Genomic DNA, 20723 nt, shown 5'->3' on the forward strand with positions numbered 1-20723 from the left:
TAATGGCTATTTCTACTTTTGAATGTATTGACGGTCACACTTGTGGAAATCCTGTGAGGTTAGTGGTCAAAGGGGGACCAAATCTTAAAGGTGAAACCATAGGTGAAAAACGACTGCATTTTCTTAGGGACTTTGATTGGATAAGAACTGGTTTAATGTTTGAACCTAGAGGTCATGATATGATGAGCGGCAGTATACTTTACCCACCTCATAACCCCGAAAATGATATTGCTGTTCTTTTTATAGAAACCAGTGGTTGTTTACCTATGTGCGGTCATGGTACCATTGGCACTATTACTATTGCTATTGAAAACAATTTGATACGACCAAAAAAGAAGGGATTTGTTCGTCTGGAAACCCCTGCTGGGCTAGTAAAGATTGAATACAGTCAGCCCAATGACAAAGTAGAATGGGTGAAACTAAATAATGTCAAGAGTTATTTGGCAGCATCTGATTTGACAATTGATTGTCCTGAACTTGGAGAACTCGTTTTTGATGTTTCTTACGGAGGTAATTATTATGCCATATTTGACCCTCAAAAGAATTTTTCTGGAATGCACAATTTTTCAGCGACCCGACTTGTTCAAATTTCAAAAGAATTACGAACAAGAATTAATGAAAAGTATCCTAATAAATTTGTTCATCCTGAAAATCCGGCAATAAATTATGTAACTCATATATTATGGACAGGTAAACCTTTAGATGAAAAATCTTCCGGCCGTAATGCAGTTTTTTATGGGGATAAAGCAATTGACCGTTCACCATGCGGAACGGGTACTTCAGCACGTTTAGCACAGCTATATGCTAAAGGCAAATTAAGCTTAGAAGAAGATTACATTCATGAAAGTTTTATTGGTTCAACTTTCATTGGTAGAGTAGAAACTGAGGTAGAAATTGATGGTAATTTAGCAGTTATTCCAAGTGTTAAAGGTTGGGCAAAAGTTTATGGAAGGAATACGATTAATATTGACCCGGATGATGACCCTTATGCTCATGGTTTTCAAGTAATTTGATATGTCTAAATCAGTAGTTATAATAGGTGGCGGTGTTGTTGGTTTATGCTCGGCATATTATCTTCAAAAGGAAGGTTGTAAGGTTACCGTAATTGATAAATCCCCAATGAATGCTGGTGCTTCGTACGTGAATGCTGGTTATTTGACACCTAGTCATATTATACCAATGGCTGCCCCTGGTATGATAACCACAGGTCTTCGATACATGTTTAATTCTTCAAGTCCTTTTTACATGAAGCCAAGGTTGGATCCCAACTTTATCAAATGGGCATGGAATTTTAAAAAATCGGCTACACAAAAAAACGTGGATTTAGCTATTCCGGTTATAAAGGAAGTAAATGTTTTGAGCAGAGAACTTTTTACTGCAATAAAGAATTCAGGAGATTTGGGGTCTTTTCATTTGGAGAGAAAAGGTTTATTAATGTTATATCAGACTGATAAAGAGCGTGACCATGAGCTAATCGTATCTGAAAAAGCTAAGTTTCTGGGTCTTGAAGTTAAAGAGCTGGATAAAGAAGGTATTTCAAGGGTTGAACCAAATATAAATATTAATGCGAAAGGCGCTATTCATTATGAATGTGACGGTCATAGTACACCGTCCGAATTTATGGCCCGAATGAAAGCATATCTTGAAAATATTGGAGTTCATCTAATAAAGAATCAAGAGGTTACAGATGTTATAATGAACCATAAAAAGCCGTGCGAAGTAAAAACTTTAACTTCAAGTTATTACGCAGACGAAATAGTATTAGCCGCCGGTTCATGGTCAGGAAAACTAGCTAAAAAACTAGGATTGAAACTATCGATTGAAGCGGGCAAGGGATACCGAATTAACGTTCAAAAAGAAACAAATATTAAAATGCCCGCCATTTTAATGGAAGCAAAAATGGCCGTAACTCCAATGAAAGGTTTTACACGCTTTGCGGGTACGATGGAATTTTCTGGAATTAATCATAAAATAAGAAAAGAACGTGTGAACGCTATTGCAAAAGGTGCAGTAGTTTTTTATGATGGATTAAGTATTTCTGCTGAAGATAAAAATAATGCCCAATGCGGACTAAGACCGGTTACTCCTGACGGGCTTCCTTACATCGGAAAATCAAAAAAACATAAAAATCTTACCATTGCAACTGGTCATGCAATGATGGGTTGGAGTCTTGGTCCGGTTACTGGTAAACTCATTAGTGAGTTAATTTGCGATAAGGATTTAGTGATGGATATTACTCCTTTTGACCCTGAACGACGATTTTAATAGTTAATTATTTTGTTATTTTTCGTTGTTTGGCACTCCATTTGTTTTTCAGTTGTAGGATAACACCGTAATTTCGTGCTATGTTAAAAAATTACAGCTTCACTTTTTTAATGTTATTAGTTTCTTTTCACGTTCTTCTGGCGCAAGAAATAAAGATTTTTTCTGTTTCAGATTTTGATCTGAATGGGAATGTAAAAGCTTGTACTGTGATAAAAGATTATGGGCAAGAGATTTTCGAATTCAATGAAAATGGTTTTTTGGCCAAATCGACTACCCAATATAATGAGCTAGATAAAGATATTGTTCTCTATACTTATGAAGCTGGAGAGTTGATTGAAAAAAGAATGGAAAGTTATAAAGACAATGAGCTAGATAAGGCAACCTCAATGGTCAATTTTTATGAAGTTGATACTACAAATAATAAATATATTAAGGAGAAAATTATCTCTTTTGATAAAGAGTTTTTTGAGCAGCAAGAGTATTATTTTAATGACACAGATGTTCTAGAAAAAATTATCACATCACATGAAAATGCCGTCGATGAAGTCTTAATCGAATACTCAGAATATAAAAATGAGTCAACACAGACTGTTTTTGAAAATGGAGTTATTGAGAAATCAATTAGAAAATCTTTAAAAAAAACGAAGACTGGTAAACAACTAAATTTAGTTTTAACCAAAGAATTTGTTGATGGTGAACCTAATAAGGCTGTTGAACGGGTTTTTAGTGAAAATGGCAAGTTAATCTCAGAACAAATTTTTCTCCATAGTATCGAAGAAAAAGAGTTTGTACCATCGGAAAATCGAAGTTATACTTATGATGAAGAACAAGTACTTACCAAGTTGACAATAAAAACAAAAAATACAGAGGCGGTTAAAGAATTTATATTTCAATTTGATGATAGTGAGCACAAAAACTGGGTAAAAAAGATTATTACGCCTGACAATACTTATGTTACAAGAAGAATAACATATTACCCTAAAGAACTAAATACTGAAGAGAAACCAGAATAATTTAATTTAATAAGTTCTTTAAAAGCTCAGGTCTAATTTCATGACCGCCTTCAAAGTCTATAATTTCTGCATTTTCACCAAAAAGTAATTCAATTTTCTCACGCTCAAATTTTAAACGTGTTTCATTTAAATATTTATCTGTATTACCATAAATGAAGGTAATTCTAGTTTTTTTTGCATCAATAAATTCAACTTGTTTAGTATCTATTTCATTTGGAATTCCACCTGCATAAAGAACTAGTTTACTACAATTAATTTGTTTAAATATCATCCATCTCATAGCTATGGACACCCCTTGTGAAAATCCAAAAAGTATGAGATTTATATTACTGGGCATTTTAATGGAATCATATACGGCATCTAAATAAGAGAGAAGATTTTCTGTTTCTTGCGTCGTATCTTCTTTAGTCAACCAACTAGCTCCAACATGTTTAAAATCATCTTTTAAATAATATTTTGAAGGTGCTTGTGGGCAGATAATAAAATTTTCCTTCGGGTTTAAATTCTTGAAGTGCTTAAGAAAATAACGGCTGAGATAGCCCATTCCATGAAAAACGAACCAAACATTCTTCGTTTCTTCATTTAATTCATTTAAGGTTTCAAACGAGTTTTTATGTACGTATGATACTTGATGCTTATTTAATGCCATATTCAAAAGTAGTGGCTATTTATTGAATTTGGAATACGTAATTTTACATAAAACTCATTATGGAAGAACATAAAGCGAAGATTTTAGCTGTTTGTAATCAAATTAGCAAAGGAACTTTAATGGAAACTTTGTCAATTGAGTATGTAGATGTTGGTGAGAATTTTTTGATTGCAAGAATGCCAGTAAACTCTAAAGTATATCAGCCTGATGGTGTTTTACATGGAGGTGCAACGGTAGCTTTAGCCGAGAGTGTTGGTAGTGCGGCCTCTTATATTTTTCTTGATGGTAATGAGTTTTATGTTAGAGGAATTGAAATAGCCGCTAATCATGTGAAAAGCATTAGTGAAGGTTATGTTTATGCTCGAGCCACCATTATCCATAAAGGTAGAACTACTCAATTATGGGAAATAAAAGTAACCAATGAAGCTCATGAATTAATTTCAAATTGTAAACTCACAACTATTGCACTCCCCAAGAAAAATTGAGTTTGAAAGCTTAATTAAAAAGGTTGAAAATCATAAAAATGATAAACTGCCTTTGGTAATGTATTGCCTACCTGGTGATACAGTAATTCGTGCCCTTTTTCAAAAAGACGACGTTTTACATCATATTAAAGACTTTAAAGAAAGAGGGTTTGTTTTTGCACCTTTTGACAATTCTCTACAAACCATAGTTTTAAAATCAAATACAAGCTACATATCAGATTTTGAGGTGTCTACTCAAATAGAATCTGGAAAAAAGGAAGTTGTTACGAATGATGAAGCATTTCACCTTGAACTAGTCAAAAAAGGTATTCAAGAAATTAGGTCAGGAAAGCTTAAGAAAGTTGTGTTATCAAGACAAGTACAAGTAGAAACAGAAAAAAAAGAACTTTCGATTTTTAAAAGTGCCCTACATAAATATCCAACTGCTTTGAGATACTTATGGTATCATCCAAAAGTAGGTACTTGGATAGGAGCCTCACCGGAACAATTATTAAAAGTTGAAGGTAATCAAATTCATACCACTTCTTTAGCTGGAACATTGCCGGTTATTGATAATAATAATCCAGAATGGAGCCAGAAAGAATTTATAGAACAACAAATGGTTACCGATTTTTTAAAAGAAGAAATAGCTGAATTTGTGAATGATATAAAAACAACTAAGGTATCTTCTGTTAAGGCCGGAAAACTATGGCATCTAAAGACAAATATCACGGCTGATTTAAAGAGTTTTGATCAATTAAAGCCTCTTCTAAAAAGAATTCATCCAAGTCCTGCAGTGTGTGGAGTTCCAAAAGATTTGGCCAAAAAGTTCATTCTTGAGTACGAATCGTATAGGCGAAATTATTATACCGGCTTTTTAGGAGAACTAAATTTAACTCAAGAACATTCTACTTCATTATACGTTAACCTTCGTTGTATGAGTCTTGATGCAAATCAAGCAACAATTTTTATTGGCGGGGGTATAACAGAAGCGTCTAATCCCGAAATGGAATGGCAAGAAACCAATAATAAATGTCAGACCATGTTATCACTTCTTTGATGTTCTAACAAAACATTCGCTTTTCATACAATGAGTCCTTATTTTTGTAAAGCATGAAGCAATCAAGTATACCATCGGCAAGAGTCGTCGTTTCAGCCTTTAAATCAAAAGGAATAAAGCATATTATAATCTCGCCTGGATCAAGAAATGCCCCCCTGACCATAAGTTTTACAGAAAACCCTTTTTTCAAATGTTATAGTATTGTTGACGAACGTAGTGCTGCTTTTTTTGCTTTGGGTATGGCAATGCAACAAAAGGAACCGGTTGCGGTTTTATGTACCTCAGGAAGTGCCCTTTTGAATTATTACCCAGCCGTGGCCGAAGCTTTTTATAGTTGTATTCCTTTGGTCGTGGTTTCAGCAGATAGACCTCCGTATAAGATTGATGTTGGAGATGGACAAACTATTCGTCAAGACAATGTTTTTAATAGACATATTGGTTATTCGGCTAATTTAAAATTGGATGTTAATCATGCCATAAACCGTTTGAAAAGGTATGCACCTAGTTTTTTAGAGCTGTCTCAGCAAAGTATTATAAGTTATAATACTCAAGAGTTAGAAAAGGCTTTGAATTGTGCTCAAAAAGAGCAATTGCCTGTACATATCAACGTACCGTTTGAAGAACCTCTCTACGAACTTATAGATATAACTATTGAAGAGCAGGATAGCTTAACTAATCAAGTTTCGACTCATGATGAATTAGGCGCTATTCAATCTTTTCAAGAATCTTGGAATAATGCCAAAAAGAAAATGGTTTTAGTGGGGGTTAACCACCCTAATGAAATAGAAAAAGAATTAATTGATTTGTTAGCTGAAGACCCATCAGTCATAGTTTTTACAGAAACAACCTCAAATTTACATCACCCTAATTTTTTCCCTAGTATTGACAGTATTATTTTTCCAATTGAAAAGTCTAATCTTTCTGAAAACTTATTTAAAGATTTACAACCAGAAATTCTACTCACTTTTGGGGGGTTAATAGTTTCTAAAAAAATAAAAGCGTTCTTAAGACAATACCAACCTAAGCTTCATTGGCATGTTGATGAGGTCAAGGCCTATGACACTTATTTTTCATTAACCCACCATTTTAAAACAAAGCCAAATTTGTTTTTAAAAACCGTATTGAACAACCAATATACTTTTAGTGATTATTTTGAAAAATGGAATACAGTAAAATTGAACTATCAGAACAAAAGGAATAACTATTTAAAAAAAGTTCCTTTTTCTGATTTTTTAGTATTTTATGAGTTGGCTAAAACAATTCCCAAAGACTACCAAGTACATTTAGCAAATAGTTCAAGTGTGCGCTATGCTCAACTATTTGACATGGATGAATCTGTCACGGTTTTTTGTAACCGCGGCACAAGCGGAATTGATGGTTCTACTTCCACGGCTGTTGGAGCATCAGTTGTTTGTAATACACCAACTTTATTAATTAGTGGCGATTTGAGCTTTTTTTATGATAGTAATGCTTTATGGAATAATTACATTAAAAAAGACTTTAGAATTATTATCATCAATAATGCAGGTGGCGGTATTTTTAGAATATTACCTGGGAATGATGATTCTGAAAAATTTGAGACATTCTTTGAAACCTCTCATAAGTTAAGTGCTTATCATATTAGTAAACAATATGGTTTTGATTATCAAGATGCTCGCGACCCTAGTTCTTTAGTCCAGGAATTAAAAGAGTTTTATGAACCCTCAACCACTCCTAAAATTTTAGAAATATTTACTCCTCGAAAGGTGAATAACAAAATTTTGCTTGCTTACTTCGATTTCATATCTTAGAGCAACATTAATTAATTATAAAAGAACACTAACAATTATGAGTAAAAGAGACGAATTAATAGAGAAGTACGCAGCCGATATCAAGGATAAGTTTGGTGAAAAGCCAGATATGGATTTACTAACTAAAGTTGCAATTGGTTTAGGCCCTGCAATTTATAACCTTGACGCTTCAAAAGTGTCTGGCAGCGATGATAAGGAGTTAGAGACTGTTAAGAAGAATTTCCTAATGAAAAAGCTAGGTATGGCTGATAGTCCAAAATTGATGGAAGCAATAAATGCTGTAATTGAAAAATATGGAAAGTCAAATAAAAACAAGCATAGAGCTGTTATTTATTATCAATTGGCTAAACATTTTGGAAAAGAGTCTATTTACAATTAGAAAAGAATTTTTATTTTAACGGAAACCGCAGTTATTTTTTTAACTGCGGTTTTTTATTTGGCGTATTTTTGCAAAATGATTGAGTTAGGTAATTATAATACATTAAGCGTTTTAAGAAGTACTAGTGTTGGTGTTTTTTTAGGTGATGAAGACGGAACCGAGATTTTGCTACCCAATAAATATGTGCCAGAAAACATTCAATTGGATGATAAGCTCAATGTTTTTTGTTATTTGGATCATATGGAGAGGCCAATAGCTACTACATTAAATCCTGATATTCAAAGAAATAAATTTGGATTTTTAAAAGTTGCCGAAGTCAATCAATTTGGTGCATTTATGCAGTGGGGATTAGAGAAACATCTACTTGTCCCTTTTAGAGAACAGCGATTAAAGATGCAGGAGGGTAATTGGTACGTGGTATACTGTTATTTAGATGATCAAAGTTTTAGGCTCGTAGCTTCGAACAAAATAGACAAGTTTTTAAATAATGATAATCTTGACCTGAAAGTAAATGATGAAACATCAGCTATAGTGACTAGAAAAACAGATTTGGGTTGGGAGGTGATACTAGATGATAAATATAAGGGGCTCTTATTTTTTAGCGATGTTTTTAAACCAATTTCAATTGGAATGAAACTCAAGGCTTTTGTCAAAAAGGTAAGAGATGACAATAAGATAGATATTTCATTGCAACCAATAGGAAGCAAAATGCTCGATTCAACTTCTGAGACAATCTATAAGGAGTTATTAGCAAATAATGGCTTTTTGCCATTAAATGATAAGTCTGATCCAGAGCTAATAAAAAACCAATTACAAATAAGTAAAAAAGCCTTTAAAAAGGGAATAGGAGTTCTTTATAAAGAAAGAAGAATTTTAATTAAAGATGATGGAATATATGTTGTTCAAAAATAAACACTTTTCACTATCGCAATTGTCTCTTGTATTTTCATGTTAGCTATATTTTTTTCTTTGCTTAAAAATTTTACATTTGCATTAGTCCCTAATTTAATCTACTGACCGTTATGTGTTTAAAGTAAAACGCTAAACTAATCCTCAGCATTATGCCTTTTATAGAAGAGAATGATTTGTTGGACCTGCATAAGGATGTCGAAAAATCTCAGATTATTAACGAGCGATTGCTCGACCAGATAAAATTTAAGAATAAAGATTTAAAAAAGTTAAAGATTCAACGGAATGTTTTTGTTGCAATCACAGGGCTTTTTTTAGTCGGAACTTTGGCTATAACTTCATTCACGGCAGGTTTAAGCACTTCTAATAGTAATCAGAACAATCTCTTGGTATCAATTGATAGTCTTGAAGCTATGAAAATGAGAAGCGACAATTTAAAAATTCAAAACCAAGAATTAAGTTTGGTAAAAGAGTTTTATTTAGCGAAGGAGTTTTTAGAAAAAGAGACGATTTATTCTGTTCAGGTAAAATCTTTTGTGGAAAATAATGCGACCCTTGCTTCAGAGGCTTTGACAAATACACTATTTGTTAAAACAAATCCTTTCTACGCTTATTCACTCGGCAATTTTGAAACTTTAGAAGAAGCTCAAACTTTTAGAAAGCAATTGGTGAATATTGGCTTTTCAGATGCTTTTGTAGCTTCTTACAAAGACGGCAAACGTGTTAAAATAGAAGCCGCAAACTAATACCGCTTTTTGATTGAATAAACTTAAAGCTTGGATAAGCGCCGCACGACTTAGAACACTACCACTTTCTATTTCTGGTATTTTATTAGGAACAGCATTAGCCAATCAAGATGGCTTTAATGATGTAACCATTTTATTTTTGGCTTTGGCAACAACTATTGCTTTTCAAATAACTTCAAATTTTGCTAATGATTATGGAGATGGTGTAAAAGGTACGGATGATGAAACGCGTATTGGCCCTAAAAGGGCATTGCAAAGTGGATTGTTGACAAGAGCTGAATTGAAATTGGGAATAATTATTGTTGCTTTAATCAGCTTTGTTTTAACCTTGATTCTAGTCTATTATTCCTTTGGTATAGAAAATCTAGGCTATATTCTGCTCTTTTTAGTTTTAGGGCTATTTAGTATTTGGGCAGCTCTAAAATATACAATGGGAGACTCGCCATATGGTTATCAAGGATTAGGCGATGTTTTTGTATTTCTTTTTTTTGGGCTTCTTTCAGTAATCGGAACTAAATTTTTATATGGTAATCAAATAAATTTAATTGATATTTTACCTGCTATTGCAATTGGATTTTTATGTGTTGGAGTTTTGAATTTGAATAACCTGCGAGATGTACAATCTGATAAAAAACATGGAAAAAATACTCTTGTCGTGAAGTTGGGTTTTGAAAATGGTAAAAAGTATCATTACGTCTTGTTAAGCGGAAGTTTTATTTGTTTTTTGAGTTACAGCCTAATTACGTTTCAGTCATTTCATTCTTTTATTTACCTTTTCTTTTTCATTCCTGTCGTAATTCATTTTGTTAAAGTTGTGCAAACAAATGAACCTAGAAAATTGGACCCAGAATTAAAAAAACTCGCGCTAAGCACTTTTTTCATGGCATTAGCGTTTTATATAGCGATAAATTATTTTTCGTAATTTTGTTAACCTTATCTAAAAACCACGTTAGTTTTGGAACACCCCATTAAAATATTGATAGTAGAGGACAATGTAATCATCGCTGATGATATGCAGTCCATGTTGGAAGAGATTGGTTATGAAGTCGTAGACAATGTTATTGTTTATGAACAGGCTGTAGAGGTCCTCAAAAATAATCATGTTGATTTAGTATTAATTGATATCATACTTGCATCTGATAAAACAGGTATAGATTTAGGTAAGCACATTAGAGACGCTTACAACATTCCATTTATTTTTGTCACTTCGAACTCAGATAAAGCAACAGTTGAAAATGCTAAAACAGTTAAACCAGATGGATATTTGGTGAAACCATTTGAGCAACAAGATTTATATACCTCTATTGAAATAGCACTTTCAAATTTCAATTATTCTAGAAAGGCTGATAGCAAAGAAATAGGAAGCGGTAGCGCTAATGAAGGTGATAGCTTCATGTCAAACTCTGTTTTAAAAGATTCTATTTTTGTTAAAAAACAACATCTATATTATAGAATTCAATTTGGAGATATCCAGTTTATTAAAGCTGATAACGTTTACCTTGAAGTTAATACAGTTGATAAAAAGTTTTTAGTACGTTCCCCATTAAAAGACTATTTGGAGAAGTTGCCAAAGAACAAGTTTTATAGAGCACATAAATCATATATCGTAAATGTAGATCACATTGATGCTATCAATTCTAAAGATATCATGATAAACAATACTTTGATTCCAATTTCAAAAGATTTCAAAGAGTTTATAATTTCTTCTATGAATTCTTAACTGAAAGTTTTAAATATTAAAAGAAAAAGCATCCAATTTAGGATGCTTTTTCTTTTTTAGGTGGTTACCAAGAACAACTTTTTTAGAGACTTTGGTTTTTGAAATGGAGTTTAAATTGCTGATAAAGAATTTTTCAATTCTAGACTTCTAGAATTTGAATTCTATGAAATGCACGAAAACATCGATTAAATGAATTTTGGTAACGGTAAGGTGTCATTTCACAACAAAAAAAAGCACTTTCACAACATATTTCAATAACAAGATTTGATTCAATTTACTTTTGACGACGTGTTGAAACAATCCCAATCTTCCACTCAAAATATTGAATTAAGACTGTACTATTAAAGGTGCGGTCTTTTTTATTGTAATGATGAAAGTGAGAGGTTTTGATAAATGGCAAAGTGGCATTAACTAATTTTAAGTCTTTTTACCACTTATTTGGGTTGGTTTTACAACAAAAATTTAAGCAAACAAGGGTTACAAGGTAATTTTAATATTGAATTATCTTTTTTGTAGCTAAATAAGGTTAGTGATAGAACAATTTCATGTTGAGTAAAAAAATAGTTTTTGTGTTATCAATTTTTCTCTTTGTAGGGTTAGGGCTTAGTTATGCTCAAGACTCAGATAGTATTGAAATTAATTTATTAGACGACTTTCAAAACGCTCAGTCTGCACCACAAAAATTGAAATTGTTTTATGATATGCCTAACCGGTATATTCAGAACTCAGCATATGACTGGTTAGAGGTAGTTAATGTTTATTTGAATAGTTCTGAAAAGACTAGAGATACTCTAGCGGTTAATACCTATCGCATTATGCAGTCTCAATTGTATAAAGACATCGGGGACTATGATAAAAGTGTTGCAATTGCGAAAGATATTTATACGAATAAAGACAGTTTAGATAAGAATACAAAAGCTTTGGTGCTGACCTTGTTAGACGAAAACTACGGAAAGCTTCAAATGTATGATAAGCAGATTGAGATACGTGAAGCTAAGAAAAGTTTGGGGCTAACTGAAGGAGTTGCCTTTTACGATATCTACGCTAACATGGGCTTGTATAGGCAAGCAATGAAACAATACATTCTTGCTGTAAAACCTACAATACCAGATAATGATTATTTAGCTCTTGCTAGACATCACAATGTGGTTGGTGATTATCTAAGATTAGATAAATCGGCACCAACAGCAATAACAGAATACAATAAGGCTACTGGTTTTTTAAAGGTTTTTATAAACGATAATTCAAATGAAAAAACCGAAAAAGAAATTTTTGAAAGCGAATCGTTAAAAGCAGAAATCGAAGGAAATATTGGCAAGTCATATGTTTTATTAAAAAACTATATTGAGTCTATTCCGCATTTAAATGAAAGTATTGATGTGCTTTCCGAGTATAATAATGAAGAATACGCTGATCAAATTATCGATAATAAACTCTATTTGGCCGAGGCACATTTACAATTAGATAATAATAGAACTGCGAAACGTTTGTTGGAAAGTTCTTTTGGAGAAATGACGGCTCAACAAGAACTAAAGAGAAATAGACTACTGGCCTATTATTATGATAAAATAGAAAATTTCAAAAGTGCTTCATTGTTTTATAAGCGTAATGAAAGAATAACGGATTCATTAAAGGCGAATGAACTTTCCATTCTTAAGCAACAACTTGTAGCTATAGTAGGTACTTCAGATTTGGAGAATTCACGAAAGTTAATCAACCAACAAAAATTAGCCAACGATAAATTTAGAAGTGAAATTCAGGCAAAAGATGAACGTATTAATTTAGTATTCATCTCTTTAGTTTTCACACTTTTAGGTTTTGCTGGATTGGTCTATGCTTATTTAAAAAGTATTAAAAATCAACGCTTAATTGCAGAACAAAAGCATTTTATTGAAAATTCTTTAAAAGAAAAGGAATCATTGCTAAAAGAGATTCATCATAGGGTTAAAAATAACCTTCAAATGGTTTCAAGCTTACTCAGTCTGCAAACAAGAAACACAAAAAGTAAAGCAGCCATTGAAGCCTTAGAAGAGGGTAAGAGTAGAGTGAAGGCCATGGCTTTAATTCATCAGAAGTTATATCAGAATGATGACCTTTCGGTTATTGAAATGCAAGGCTACATTGAAAGTTTAATTAATAGTGTTCAATCTGTTTATAAAAAAGGTGGTCATAACATTAGTATTACCGTTGATGCTGAGGGAACGGAGTTAGATATTGATAGGGCTATTCCTTTTGGGCTTATTCTAAATGAGTTAGTATCTAATAGTTTTAAATATGCCTTTCCGGAAAGTGATGAAAATGGAAAAATCTATATTCACCTAAGGCAAAATGGAGAGGGTGGTTATTTTGAATACGCTGACAATGGTATAGGGCTACCGGACGATTCTGATGAACGTACGAATTCGTCAATGGGTTTAAGATTGATAAATAGACTTGTTAATCAGCTACAATCAAAATTAAACGTAGATAAAACTAAAGAAGGCGTGCGTTTTTGGTTTAACTACAAGTAAGCTAGCGAACATCACTTTTGAGAACTAGTTTATGTAAAAGTTTTGGAAAAAAACGCTTCACATAAACCCCTTTTACTTCTTTACCACCTATATAAACCTCAAATTTTTCTTTAGTAATAGCGTGTATCATCTTCTTACAAAAAACTTTAGTTGGTAATCCATTTTGAGTGGCATGATCATTACTGCCTTGTGCAGTGCCATCTGCGGTTAAAGAGCTCTTCGCAATATTGGTGTTAACGAAACCAGGGCACACCATAGTTACCCGAACGCCATCTTTTTCATGTTCCATTCTCATAGCATCAAAAAAGCCATGTAAGGCATGCTTTGCGCCGCAATAACCAGAACGATAAGGTGATGAAAATTTACCCATAAGACTGCTTACAACAACATAATGCCCAAAATTATTTTTTATAAAATGCGGTAGAATAGCCTTGCTTAAAGCTACAGTTCCAAGATAGTCTATCTCCATAATATGCTTATAAACTTCAAAATTAGTCTCAACAATTAAAGAGCGTTGGCTGACACCGGCATTATTAATGAGAATATCTACTTTTCCAAAAATTGAAATGGCTTTTTGTACTGTGGTTTCCGCCTGTTCGAATTCGGTGATATCAAGCGGGAGCACAGTAACTGAATTTTTGTTGATACAGTTATTTTTAACCGCTTCGAGAACTTCCTTACGTCGCGCCGACAAAATCAATTTATAATTTTTTTTACTGAGTTGATAAGCTAATTCTTCTCCAATACCTGATGATGCGCCAGTAATCCAAATTACTTTACTTTCCATTTTGTCTAGTTTAAAAACTTTAAGCGTAAAATATAGCTAATTTTGACGAAGATGAAATTTAGCTATAAAAAGTATATTCTTGATTTCAAGATACCCAGTGGAACCTCAAGAGGAGTAATGCACCAAAAAGAAACTTGGTTTGTAATTTTAGAAGAAAGTGGTAAAAAGGGGATTGGCGAATGTGGTATTTTAAGAGGCCTGAGTATTGATGATAAACCCGATTATGAAGATAAATTGCGTTGGATAGCAAAGAATATTGAGCTTGGCCTAGCGACACTTTTAAAGCGGCTAAAAGAATACCCTTCCATACAATTTGGTATAGAACAAGCGTTTTTATCTTTACATTCTAAAAGTCCATTTCAGCTCTTCCCCTCGTCTTTCACCAATAAAAATGAACCCATTACCATTAATGGTTTAATTTGGATGGGGAAAGAAGATTTTATGCTTCAACAGATTGATGATAAGATTGCTCAAGGTTTTAAATGTATCAAAATGAAGATTGGTGCGATTGACTTTAAGACTGAATTAAAACTAATAGGGGCTATTAGAAATAACTTTAATAAAGATGAGATAGAACTTAGAGTTGATGCGAACGGCGCTTTTACTTTAGACTCTGCTTTAGAAAAGTTAGAAAACTTGGCTAAGTATGACTTGCATTCTATAGAACAACCTATCAAACCTAAAAATTGGGAGACTATGGCTGAACTTTGTTTAAAAACGCCATTACCTATTGCTTTAGATGAAGAATTAATTGGCGTGTTTGATGTAACGGAAAAGCGTAAAATGCTACAAACTATACAACCACAATATGTGATTTTAAAACCAAGTTTAATTGGGGGGTATCACGGAAGTCATGAGTGGATTGAATTGGCAACCAGATATGATATTAAATGGTGGGTGACAAGCGCATTAGAAAGCAATATAGGTTTAAATGCAATCGCTCAGTGGGCATTTACTTTAAAAAACAAAATGCCCCAGGGTTTAGGTACTGGAAGTTTATTTACCAATAATTTCCAAAGTCCTTTGGAGGTTTCGACTGGAAAGTTATTTTACAGAAATCAGCTATCTTGGCAAAATAATTTAATTGATGAATTATGTACATAGAGCAAGGATATAAACAAAGAATTGGTATTTGGAGTTTTTTCGTAATTCCACTATTGTTTCTTGGACTAACTGCTGTGTCATTAGTGCTTTTAAATCTATTAGCTCTAGATACAGATGCAATTATCGCTTCTGAAATTGAAAAGAAAGGTAGTAACAGGTTTTTAGCCGAGTCATTATTGCAATTCGCAGTGATGTTAGCAGTGTTGATTTTTTGGGTTCTAGTCGTACAAAAGCAGAGTTTTACTGCATTTACAACCTCTCGCGCAAGAATTGATTGGAAGCGAGTTTTCTTCGTTTTCGCTTTGTGGGGTTTAATAACTATAGGATTCACTTTGCTTGATGTTTATTTATCACCAGATGACTATGTGATAAATTTTAATTTGGCTAAGTTTTTACCTCTTGCTGTAATTGCAATTTTACTTGTGCCTTTGCAAACAAGTTTTGAAGAGTATCTTTTTAGAGGGCATATGATGCAAGGCTTAGGAATATTAGCAAAAAACAGATGGGTGCCTTTAGTAGTAACATCGGTACTATTTGGATTAATGCATATTGCCAACCCTGAGGTAGAAAAATTGGGGTACGGAATAATGGTCTATTATATCGGCACCGGTTTCTTTTTGGGTATAATGACCCTCATGGATGAAGGCTTAGAATTAGCTCTTGGCTTTCATGCAGCTAATAATTTGATAACAGCATTATTAGTAACTGCAGATTGGACAGCTTTTCAGACGAATTCCGTTTTTAAAGATATTTCAGAGCCTGGCCTCAGTTATGATGTTCTGATTCCTGTTTTTGTGATTTTCCCGATACTATTGTACATTTTAGGTCGAAAGTATAATTGGACCAATTGGAAAGAAAAATTGACCGGACGGGTAATGACCAAAGAGCAATTTGTAGCTTTACAAGATGATGCTTCATCCACAGTTCAAGCTTAACGGAATCGCGTATAACGAAACTTCACTTTTAGAAGTTTCTACAGAATTAGTTAAAGAAGGAAATGCTTTTGAAAAATCTGTAGGTTCTTTTTTAATTGAATGGTTTATTAATTCTGATGTTGTTAACGTAACAACTTCAGGTTCTACAGGTACTCCCAAACAAATTACTTTAAAAAAGAAGCACATGGTTAACTCTGCGTTAGCTACAGGAAGCTTTTTTAATTTAAAGTCTCAAAATACAGCATTATTATGCCTTTCCGCCGACTTTATAGCCGGTAAAATGATGCTGGTCAGGGCAATGGTTTTGGGCTTGGAATTGGATGTGGTTGAACCCAGTTCAAGTCCACTTTCAAAGGCAACAAAATGCTATAATTTTTGCGCCATGGTCCCCATCCAGGTTGAAAACTCCTTAAGAAATTTAAAACAAATCGATACCTTAATTATTGGGGGAGCACCACTGTCGGATGCGTTAAGTGAAAATCTTCAAAATGTAGAAACCAATTGTTTTGAGACCTATGGCATGACCGAAACCATAACCCATGTTGCCGTAAAAAGGGCCAATAGGTTCAATTCTGACCGCGATGAAACCTACTTTAACACCTTGCCCAATATTTCTATTTCAAAAGATGAAAGGGGGTGTTTAGTAATAGAAGCTCCAAAAATTTCGAATAAAACCATTATCACAAATGATATGGTTGAACTTATTGACAGCAAACGCTTTAAGTGGTTAGGTCGGTACGATACTATTATCAATTCTGGCGGGGTAAAACTAATTCCTGAACAAATTGAGAAAAAACTAAATACGTTTATTAAAAATCGATTTTTTGTTGCTGGAATACCAGATGATAGCTTAGGTCAAAAGGTTGTTTTAGTTTTGGAAAGAACCAAAAATAGAGATTCAATTAAAGATGAATTTGATTTTACAGGCATTCTTTCTAAATATGAAACACCAAAAGAAATCATTCAAGTAGATAATTTTATCAAAACGAAAAATGGAAAAATTAATAGAGAGGAAACAATTTTAGAAATCTTAAACTAATTCAAAAGAGTTATTAATAGCTTTTTTAGTAATTACTATTTAGGTATTTTCATTGTAGAAAAATTGTTATCATGAAATATACTTCCCTAGTTCTATTTTTTTTCTTCACTTTTAATTTAACTGCCCAACAAATACTCCCTGAAAACGAACGTGCAAAAGTGGTAGACGAAATTCTGGCTGATAAATTCAATAACCTGCTACCAGGTCTAATGGATAAAGCCCAAATTGATATGTGGGTTTTAATTTCAAGAGAATATAATGAAGACCCTGTATTAAAGACAATGCTCCCGGCCAAGTGGTTAAATGCAAGACGGAGAACCATTTTAGTCTTCTATAGAGACCAAGCAAAGAACACCATTGAAAAGCTCGCTGTGGCTCGCTATAATGTTGGTAAAAACATTGAATCTGCTTGGGATAAAGAAAAGGAGCCAAATCAATGGAAAAGACTAATGCAATTAATTGAAGAACGCAATCCAAAGACGATCGGTTTGAATTTCTCAAAAGACCATAATATCGCAGACGGCTTAGATAAAACAGACTATGATGAGTTTATGCAAAATCTACCAAAGGAATTTACAAATAAAATTGTTTCAGCGGAGCAATTAGCCGTCAGGTGGATAGAAACTAGAACACGAAGAGAGATGATTATTTATGATCAGTTGGTTGATATTACACATGATATCATTGCAGAGGCCTTCTCAGAAAAGGTTATTACACCCGGTGTAACTACAACGTCAGAAGTAGTTTGGTGGATGCGTCAAAAGGTGACTGATTTAGGTATAGAGACGTGGTTTCATCCAACGGTAGATGTGCAACGTACCAGCGAAGAGTTGGTAAGTCACTTATACTCTTTTTCTGGTAGCCCTGATGATATGATTATCATGCCTGGAGACCTACTTCATTGTGATTTTGGTATCACTTATTTAAGAATGAATACGGATTGTCAAGAGTTAGCCTATATTTTAAAGCCAGAAGAAACCAAGGCGCCCGATTTCTTAATTGAAGGATTAAAAGATGGGAATAGGGTACAAGACTTTTTAACGGACAACATGATTACTGGTAGAACTGGGAATGAGATTTTGGCAAAATCTTTAGCAGAAGCCAAAGCTGCTGGATTAAGGCCTTCCATTTATACACATCCGCTAGGGCTTTACGGTCATTCCGCAGGTACCACAATCGGCATGTGGGACTCGCAAGGGGGGGTAATGAAAGACGATGGGGAAAATTACCCTCTTAATCCAAACACAGTATATGCTATTGAGTTAAACACTACCATAACCATTCCTGAATGGAAAAGAGATATACGCATTATGTTAGAGGAGGCGGGCTTTTATGGCGAAGATGGATTTCGCTATGTCAATGGCCGTCAAACGGAACTTTTACTAATTCCAAGAGTTAAAAGTCAATTAGGGAATTAGGGTTTTTACACAATGAAACCATGGTTTTTATATCTTTCTTTGTTATTCTCTATAGAATAATGATAGTAAAACTATTGAAAAATTCAGTTATACTGTTAATGAGTGTTAAATTAATTAACTATTAAGATTTTTTAAGCTAACTTGTTAGAAACGAAATGTTTAATTCTTCGAATATCTTCTGCTATGAAAAATCTTCTTTCAATTCTGTTCTCTTTCTTTTTACTAAACGCTCTAACAGCCCAAGAAAAACATAAAATTTTTGGTAAGGTGTCTGATGGTAAAAATCCAATTGCCAATGTAAACGTAAGAATCGCTAATAATGACTCATCGACAATAACCGATTCAGATGGCAATTATGAAATAATGGCCGGTACGGGAGATATTCTCGAATTCACATATACAGGACTTAGAACAGTGAGCATCAGAGTCGAAGATGTCACTAAAATCTTGAATCCTATAATGATTCCAGATGTTACAGAGCTCGACGAAGTTGAGGTTACTGCAAGTAAACGTCGTTCACAAAAAGATATGGAAGAAGATTATGTAACAAACAAAAGTATCATCAGAACGGCTTGGGGCCTATTGGATGCGGAAAGAGCAGCAGGAAATATTCGAATTTTAGCTGAAGACCAAATTTCTCCAGGTCATTTATGCCTACTAGATTTATTGGCAGGTGAATTTGCAGGTGTTAGTGTCTCTGGAACTTGTAATGGTTTAGGTGGTGCTGTTTCTATACGAGGCCCAATTTCAATTTCTAATTCTACCCCTGCAATCTATGATATAGATGGGCAAATTTTCACAGATTATCCTTGGTGGCTTGATATCAATAATATTAAACGGGTAGCAATATTGGCTAACTTGGCCACAACAGCAACATATGGTAGTCTTGGGAAAAGCGGTGTAGTTGTAATCAATACAGTTGGTGGCAACCCTAAAGTTGATCAATTCGTAGATCGTGCCAGATTAAGAAATAATTATGCTGATGACAAAACCCTAAGTAGAGCAGAAGCAGCTGAAAATGCTCCTAGCTATTTAAAGGAATTAATGAATAGCGAATCTTTTGAAGCTTCAAAGGCTATTTTTGAAAAGCATCATAAAGTTTATTCCAATTCCCCATATTTTTTATTGGATGCGTATACTCATTTTGCAGACACGTATGATGAAATGGAATATGCCGATTCTATTATTGAATCACATTTTGCTACCTACACCAACAATCCTGTACTTTTAAAAGCACTTGCCTATATCTATGAGTCACAACAGCGTTTTGAAAAAGCCAATGCGGCTTATAAAGAGGTTTTTATATTAAGACCTAACTACGCTCAAAGCTATATGGATATGGCCAACAGTTATCGTAACCTTCGCGAGCCTCAGCAAGCAGCCTCAATGTATGCACGCTACGAATACTTGATTCAAGAGGGCTTTTTAGAGCAAGATACCATTGGCTTTGGACCAATAGTTGAAAGAGAATATAATAACCTTCTGATGTTAGAAAAAGGCGCAGTAGTTAAAGGTAGAAAAGCTCAAAAGTTATTTGTAGCCGAGGAAGATTTTAAAGGAACCCGCTTGGTTTTTGAGTGGAACGATGGTGAGGCAGAATTTGACTTACAATTTGTCAATCCAGAAAATCAGTATCACAAATGGAAGCACAGTATGTTCGATAATGTGGAGGTGATTGAAAGAGAAAAAAGCTTTGGCTATAATGCTAATGAGTACCTTATTGACGACTCACTACCAGGTACGTGGCAAGTAAACGTCAATTATTTAGGTAACAAGAGTTTGTCACCTACTTATTTAAAGGCCACAGTTTATTATGATTATGGCTCACGAAACCAACGTAAAGAGGTTAAGGTATTTAAGTTGAGTCTTAAAAATGTAAACCAAGAGTTGTTCAATTTGCAGGCTGGTAATAAAATCGCAGTGAGATAATAGTTT

19 protein-coding genes are annotated in these 20723 nt (G+C 33.7%); 17 read left to right on the forward strand and 2 right to left on the reverse strand.

Going from position 1 to position 20723, the window contains the following annotated elements:
• Positions 1-2 precede the first annotated feature (2 nt).
• From RM542_RS06710 to RM542_RS06720, 3 genes are all read left to right on the forward strand, one after another.
• The gene (locus RM542_RS06710; protein ID WP_311384961.1) at positions 3-1013 is read left to right on the forward strand and encodes a 4-hydroxyproline epimerase; all 1011 of its coding nucleotides are present in this window, start codon (positions 3-5) and stop codon (positions 1011-1013) included.
• Between the two features lies 1 nt (position 1014).
• Positions 1015-2265 (forward strand): FAD-dependent oxidoreductase, encoded by a 1251-nt coding sequence (locus tag RM542_RS06715; protein ID WP_311384962.1) that lies wholly within the window; start codon positions 1015-1017, stop codon positions 2263-2265.
• Between the two features lie 80 nt (positions 2266-2345).
• On the forward strand, positions 2346-3278 hold the full coding sequence (locus RM542_RS06720) for a hypothetical protein (protein ID WP_311384963.1): 933 nt from the start codon (positions 2346-2348) through the stop codon (positions 3276-3278).
• Between the two features lies 1 nt (position 3279).
• Here RM542_RS06720 and RM542_RS06725 read toward each other — a convergent pair whose 3' ends face one another.
• Positions 3280-3927, reverse strand: a complete 648-nt coding sequence (locus RM542_RS06725; RefSeq protein ID WP_311384964.1) for an esterase — start codon at positions 3925-3927, stop codon at positions 3280-3282.
• Between the two features lie 59 nt (positions 3928-3986).
• Between RM542_RS06725 and RM542_RS06730 the strand changes: the two genes are divergently transcribed.
• The 9 genes from RM542_RS06730 to RM542_RS06770 all read left to right on the forward strand — a co-directional run bounded on the left by RM542_RS06730 (position 3987) and on the right by RM542_RS06770 (position 13505).
• The gene (locus RM542_RS06730) at positions 3987-4412 is read left to right on the forward strand and encodes a hotdog fold thioesterase (protein WP_311384965.1); all 426 of its coding nucleotides are present in this window, start codon (positions 3987-3989) and stop codon (positions 4410-4412) included.
• Positions 4390-5451, forward strand: coding sequence for an isochorismate synthase (locus RM542_RS06735; RefSeq protein ID WP_311384966.1), 1062 nt, complete (start codon positions 4390-4392; stop codon positions 5449-5451). The genes RM542_RS06730 and RM542_RS06735 overlap by 23 nt, the downstream gene beginning before the upstream one ends.
• 53 nt (positions 5452-5504) lie before the next feature.
• Positions 5505-7241 carry a 2-succinyl-5-enolpyruvyl-6-hydroxy-3-cyclohexene-1-carboxylic-acid synthase gene (gene menD / locus RM542_RS06740; protein WP_311384967.1) on the forward strand — a complete coding sequence of 579 codons (1737 nt, stop codon included), beginning with the start codon at positions 5505-5507 and terminating at the stop codon, positions 7239-7241.
• Between the two features lie 37 nt (positions 7242-7278).
• Positions 7279-7620: a DUF2853 family protein gene (locus RM542_RS06745; RefSeq protein ID WP_311384968.1), complete on the forward strand. Its 342-nt coding sequence runs from the start codon at positions 7279-7281 to the stop codon at positions 7618-7620.
• A gap of 75 nt (positions 7621-7695) precedes the next feature.
• Positions 7696-8532, forward strand: a complete 837-nt coding sequence (locus RM542_RS06750; RefSeq protein WP_311384969.1) for a S1-like domain-containing RNA-binding protein — start codon at positions 7696-7698, stop codon at positions 8530-8532.
• Positions 8533-8681: 149 nt separating this feature from the next.
• Positions 8682-9275 (forward strand): SPOR domain-containing protein, encoded by a 594-nt coding sequence (locus RM542_RS06755; protein ID WP_311384970.1) that lies wholly within the window; start codon positions 8682-8684, stop codon positions 9273-9275.
• Between the two features lie 13 nt (positions 9276-9288).
• Positions 9289-10197 (forward strand): 1,4-dihydroxy-2-naphthoate octaprenyltransferase, encoded by a 909-nt coding sequence (gene menA, locus RM542_RS06760; protein ID WP_311384971.1) that lies wholly within the window; start codon positions 9289-9291, stop codon positions 10195-10197.
• Positions 10198-10230: 33 nt separating this feature from the next.
• Complete coding sequence (locus RM542_RS06765) at positions 10231-10995, forward strand: response regulator (protein ID WP_311384972.1); 765 nt, start codon at positions 10231-10233, stop codon at positions 10993-10995.
• Between the two features lie 545 nt (positions 10996-11540).
• The gene (locus RM542_RS06770; protein ID WP_311384973.1) at positions 11541-13505 is read left to right on the forward strand and encodes a sensor histidine kinase; all 1965 of its coding nucleotides are present in this window, start codon (positions 11541-11543) and stop codon (positions 13503-13505) included.
• Position 13506: 1 nt separating this feature from the next.
• Here the strand turns inward: RM542_RS06770 and RM542_RS06775 are convergent, their stop codons facing one another.
• On the reverse strand, positions 13507-14292 hold the full coding sequence (locus RM542_RS06775) for an SDR family oxidoreductase (RefSeq protein WP_311384974.1): 786 nt from the start codon (positions 14290-14292) through the stop codon (positions 13507-13509).
• A 51-nt stretch (positions 14293-14343) separates the two neighbouring features.
• Between RM542_RS06775 and RM542_RS06780 the strand changes: the two genes are divergently transcribed.
• The 5 genes from RM542_RS06780 (at position 14344) to RM542_RS06800 (ending at position 20717) form a co-directional block, all read left to right on the forward strand.
• The gene (locus RM542_RS06780) at positions 14344-15396 is read left to right on the forward strand and encodes an o-succinylbenzoate synthase (RefSeq protein ID WP_311384975.1); all 1053 of its coding nucleotides are present in this window, start codon (positions 14344-14346) and stop codon (positions 15394-15396) included.
• Positions 15387-16331, forward strand: a complete 945-nt coding sequence (locus RM542_RS06785; protein WP_311384976.1) for a CPBP family intramembrane glutamic endopeptidase — start codon at positions 15387-15389, stop codon at positions 16329-16331. Before RM542_RS06780 ends, RM542_RS06785 begins: the two co-directional genes overlap by 10 nt.
• Complete coding sequence (locus RM542_RS06790; RefSeq protein ID WP_311384977.1) at positions 16303-17370, forward strand: AMP-binding protein; 1068 nt, start codon at positions 16303-16305, stop codon at positions 17368-17370. Before RM542_RS06785 ends, RM542_RS06790 begins: the two co-directional genes overlap by 29 nt.
• A gap of 71 nt (positions 17371-17441) precedes the next feature.
• On the forward strand, positions 17442-18788 hold the full coding sequence (locus RM542_RS06795; protein WP_311384978.1) for a M24 family metallopeptidase: 1347 nt from the start codon (positions 17442-17444) through the stop codon (positions 18786-18788).
• A 183-nt stretch (positions 18789-18971) separates the two neighbouring features.
• Positions 18972-20717 (forward strand): carboxypeptidase-like regulatory domain-containing protein, encoded by a 1746-nt coding sequence (locus RM542_RS06800; protein ID WP_311384979.1) that lies wholly within the window; start codon positions 18972-18974, stop codon positions 20715-20717.
• Positions 20718-20723 lie beyond the last annotated feature (6 nt).

Source organism: Croceitalea sp. P059, from assembly GCF_031846365.1.
GTDB lineage: Bacteria > Bacteroidota > Bacteroidia > Flavobacteriales > Flavobacteriaceae > Croceitalea > Croceitalea vernalis.

Coding starts and splice junctions, on each gene's coding strand:
- RM542_RS06775 (WP_311384974.1), bottom strand. CDS start 14,292: ATGGAAAGTAAAGTAATTTGGATTACTGGCGCATCATCAGGTATTGGA.
- RM542_RS06710 (WP_311384961.1), top strand. CDS start 3: ATGGCTATTTCTACTTTTGAATGTATTGACGGTCACACTTGTGGAAAT.
- RM542_RS06750 (WP_311384969.1), top strand. CDS start 7,696: ATGATTGAGTTAGGTAATTATAATACATTAAGCGTTTTAAGAAGTACT.
- RM542_RS06720 (WP_311384963.1), top strand. CDS start 2,346: ATGTTAAAAAATTACAGCTTCACTTTTTTAATGTTATTAGTTTCTTTT.
- RM542_RS06790 (WP_311384977.1), top strand. CDS start 16,303: ATGATGCTTCATCCACAGTTCAAGCTTAACGGAATCGCGTATAACGAA.
- menD (WP_311384967.1), top strand. CDS start 5,505: ATGAAGCAATCAAGTATACCATCGGCAAGAGTCGTCGTTTCAGCCTTT.
- RM542_RS06725 (WP_311384964.1), bottom strand. CDS start 3,927: ATGGCATTAAATAAGCATCAAGTATCATACGTACATAAAAACTCGTTT.
- RM542_RS06800 (WP_311384979.1), top strand. CDS start 18,972: ATGAAAAATCTTCTTTCAATTCTGTTCTCTTTCTTTTTACTAAACGCT.
- RM542_RS06730 (WP_311384965.1), top strand. CDS start 3,987: ATGGAAGAACATAAAGCGAAGATTTTAGCTGTTTGTAATCAAATTAGC.
- RM542_RS06785 (WP_311384976.1), top strand. CDS start 15,387: ATGTACATAGAGCAAGGATATAAACAAAGAATTGGTATTTGGAGTTTT.
- RM542_RS06780 (WP_311384975.1), top strand. CDS start 14,344: ATGAAATTTAGCTATAAAAAGTATATTCTTGATTTCAAGATACCCAGT.
- RM542_RS06745 (WP_311384968.1), top strand. CDS start 7,279: ATGAGTAAAAGAGACGAATTAATAGAGAAGTACGCAGCCGATATCAAG.
- RM542_RS06770 (WP_311384973.1), top strand. CDS start 11,541: ATGTTGAGTAAAAAAATAGTTTTTGTGTTATCAATTTTTCTCTTTGTA.
- RM542_RS06795 (WP_311384978.1), top strand. CDS start 17,442: ATGAAATATACTTCCCTAGTTCTATTTTTTTTCTTCACTTTTAATTTA.
- RM542_RS06755 (WP_311384970.1), top strand. CDS start 8,682: ATGCCTTTTATAGAAGAGAATGATTTGTTGGACCTGCATAAGGATGTC.
- RM542_RS06715 (WP_311384962.1), top strand. CDS start 1,015: ATGTCTAAATCAGTAGTTATAATAGGTGGCGGTGTTGTTGGTTTATGC.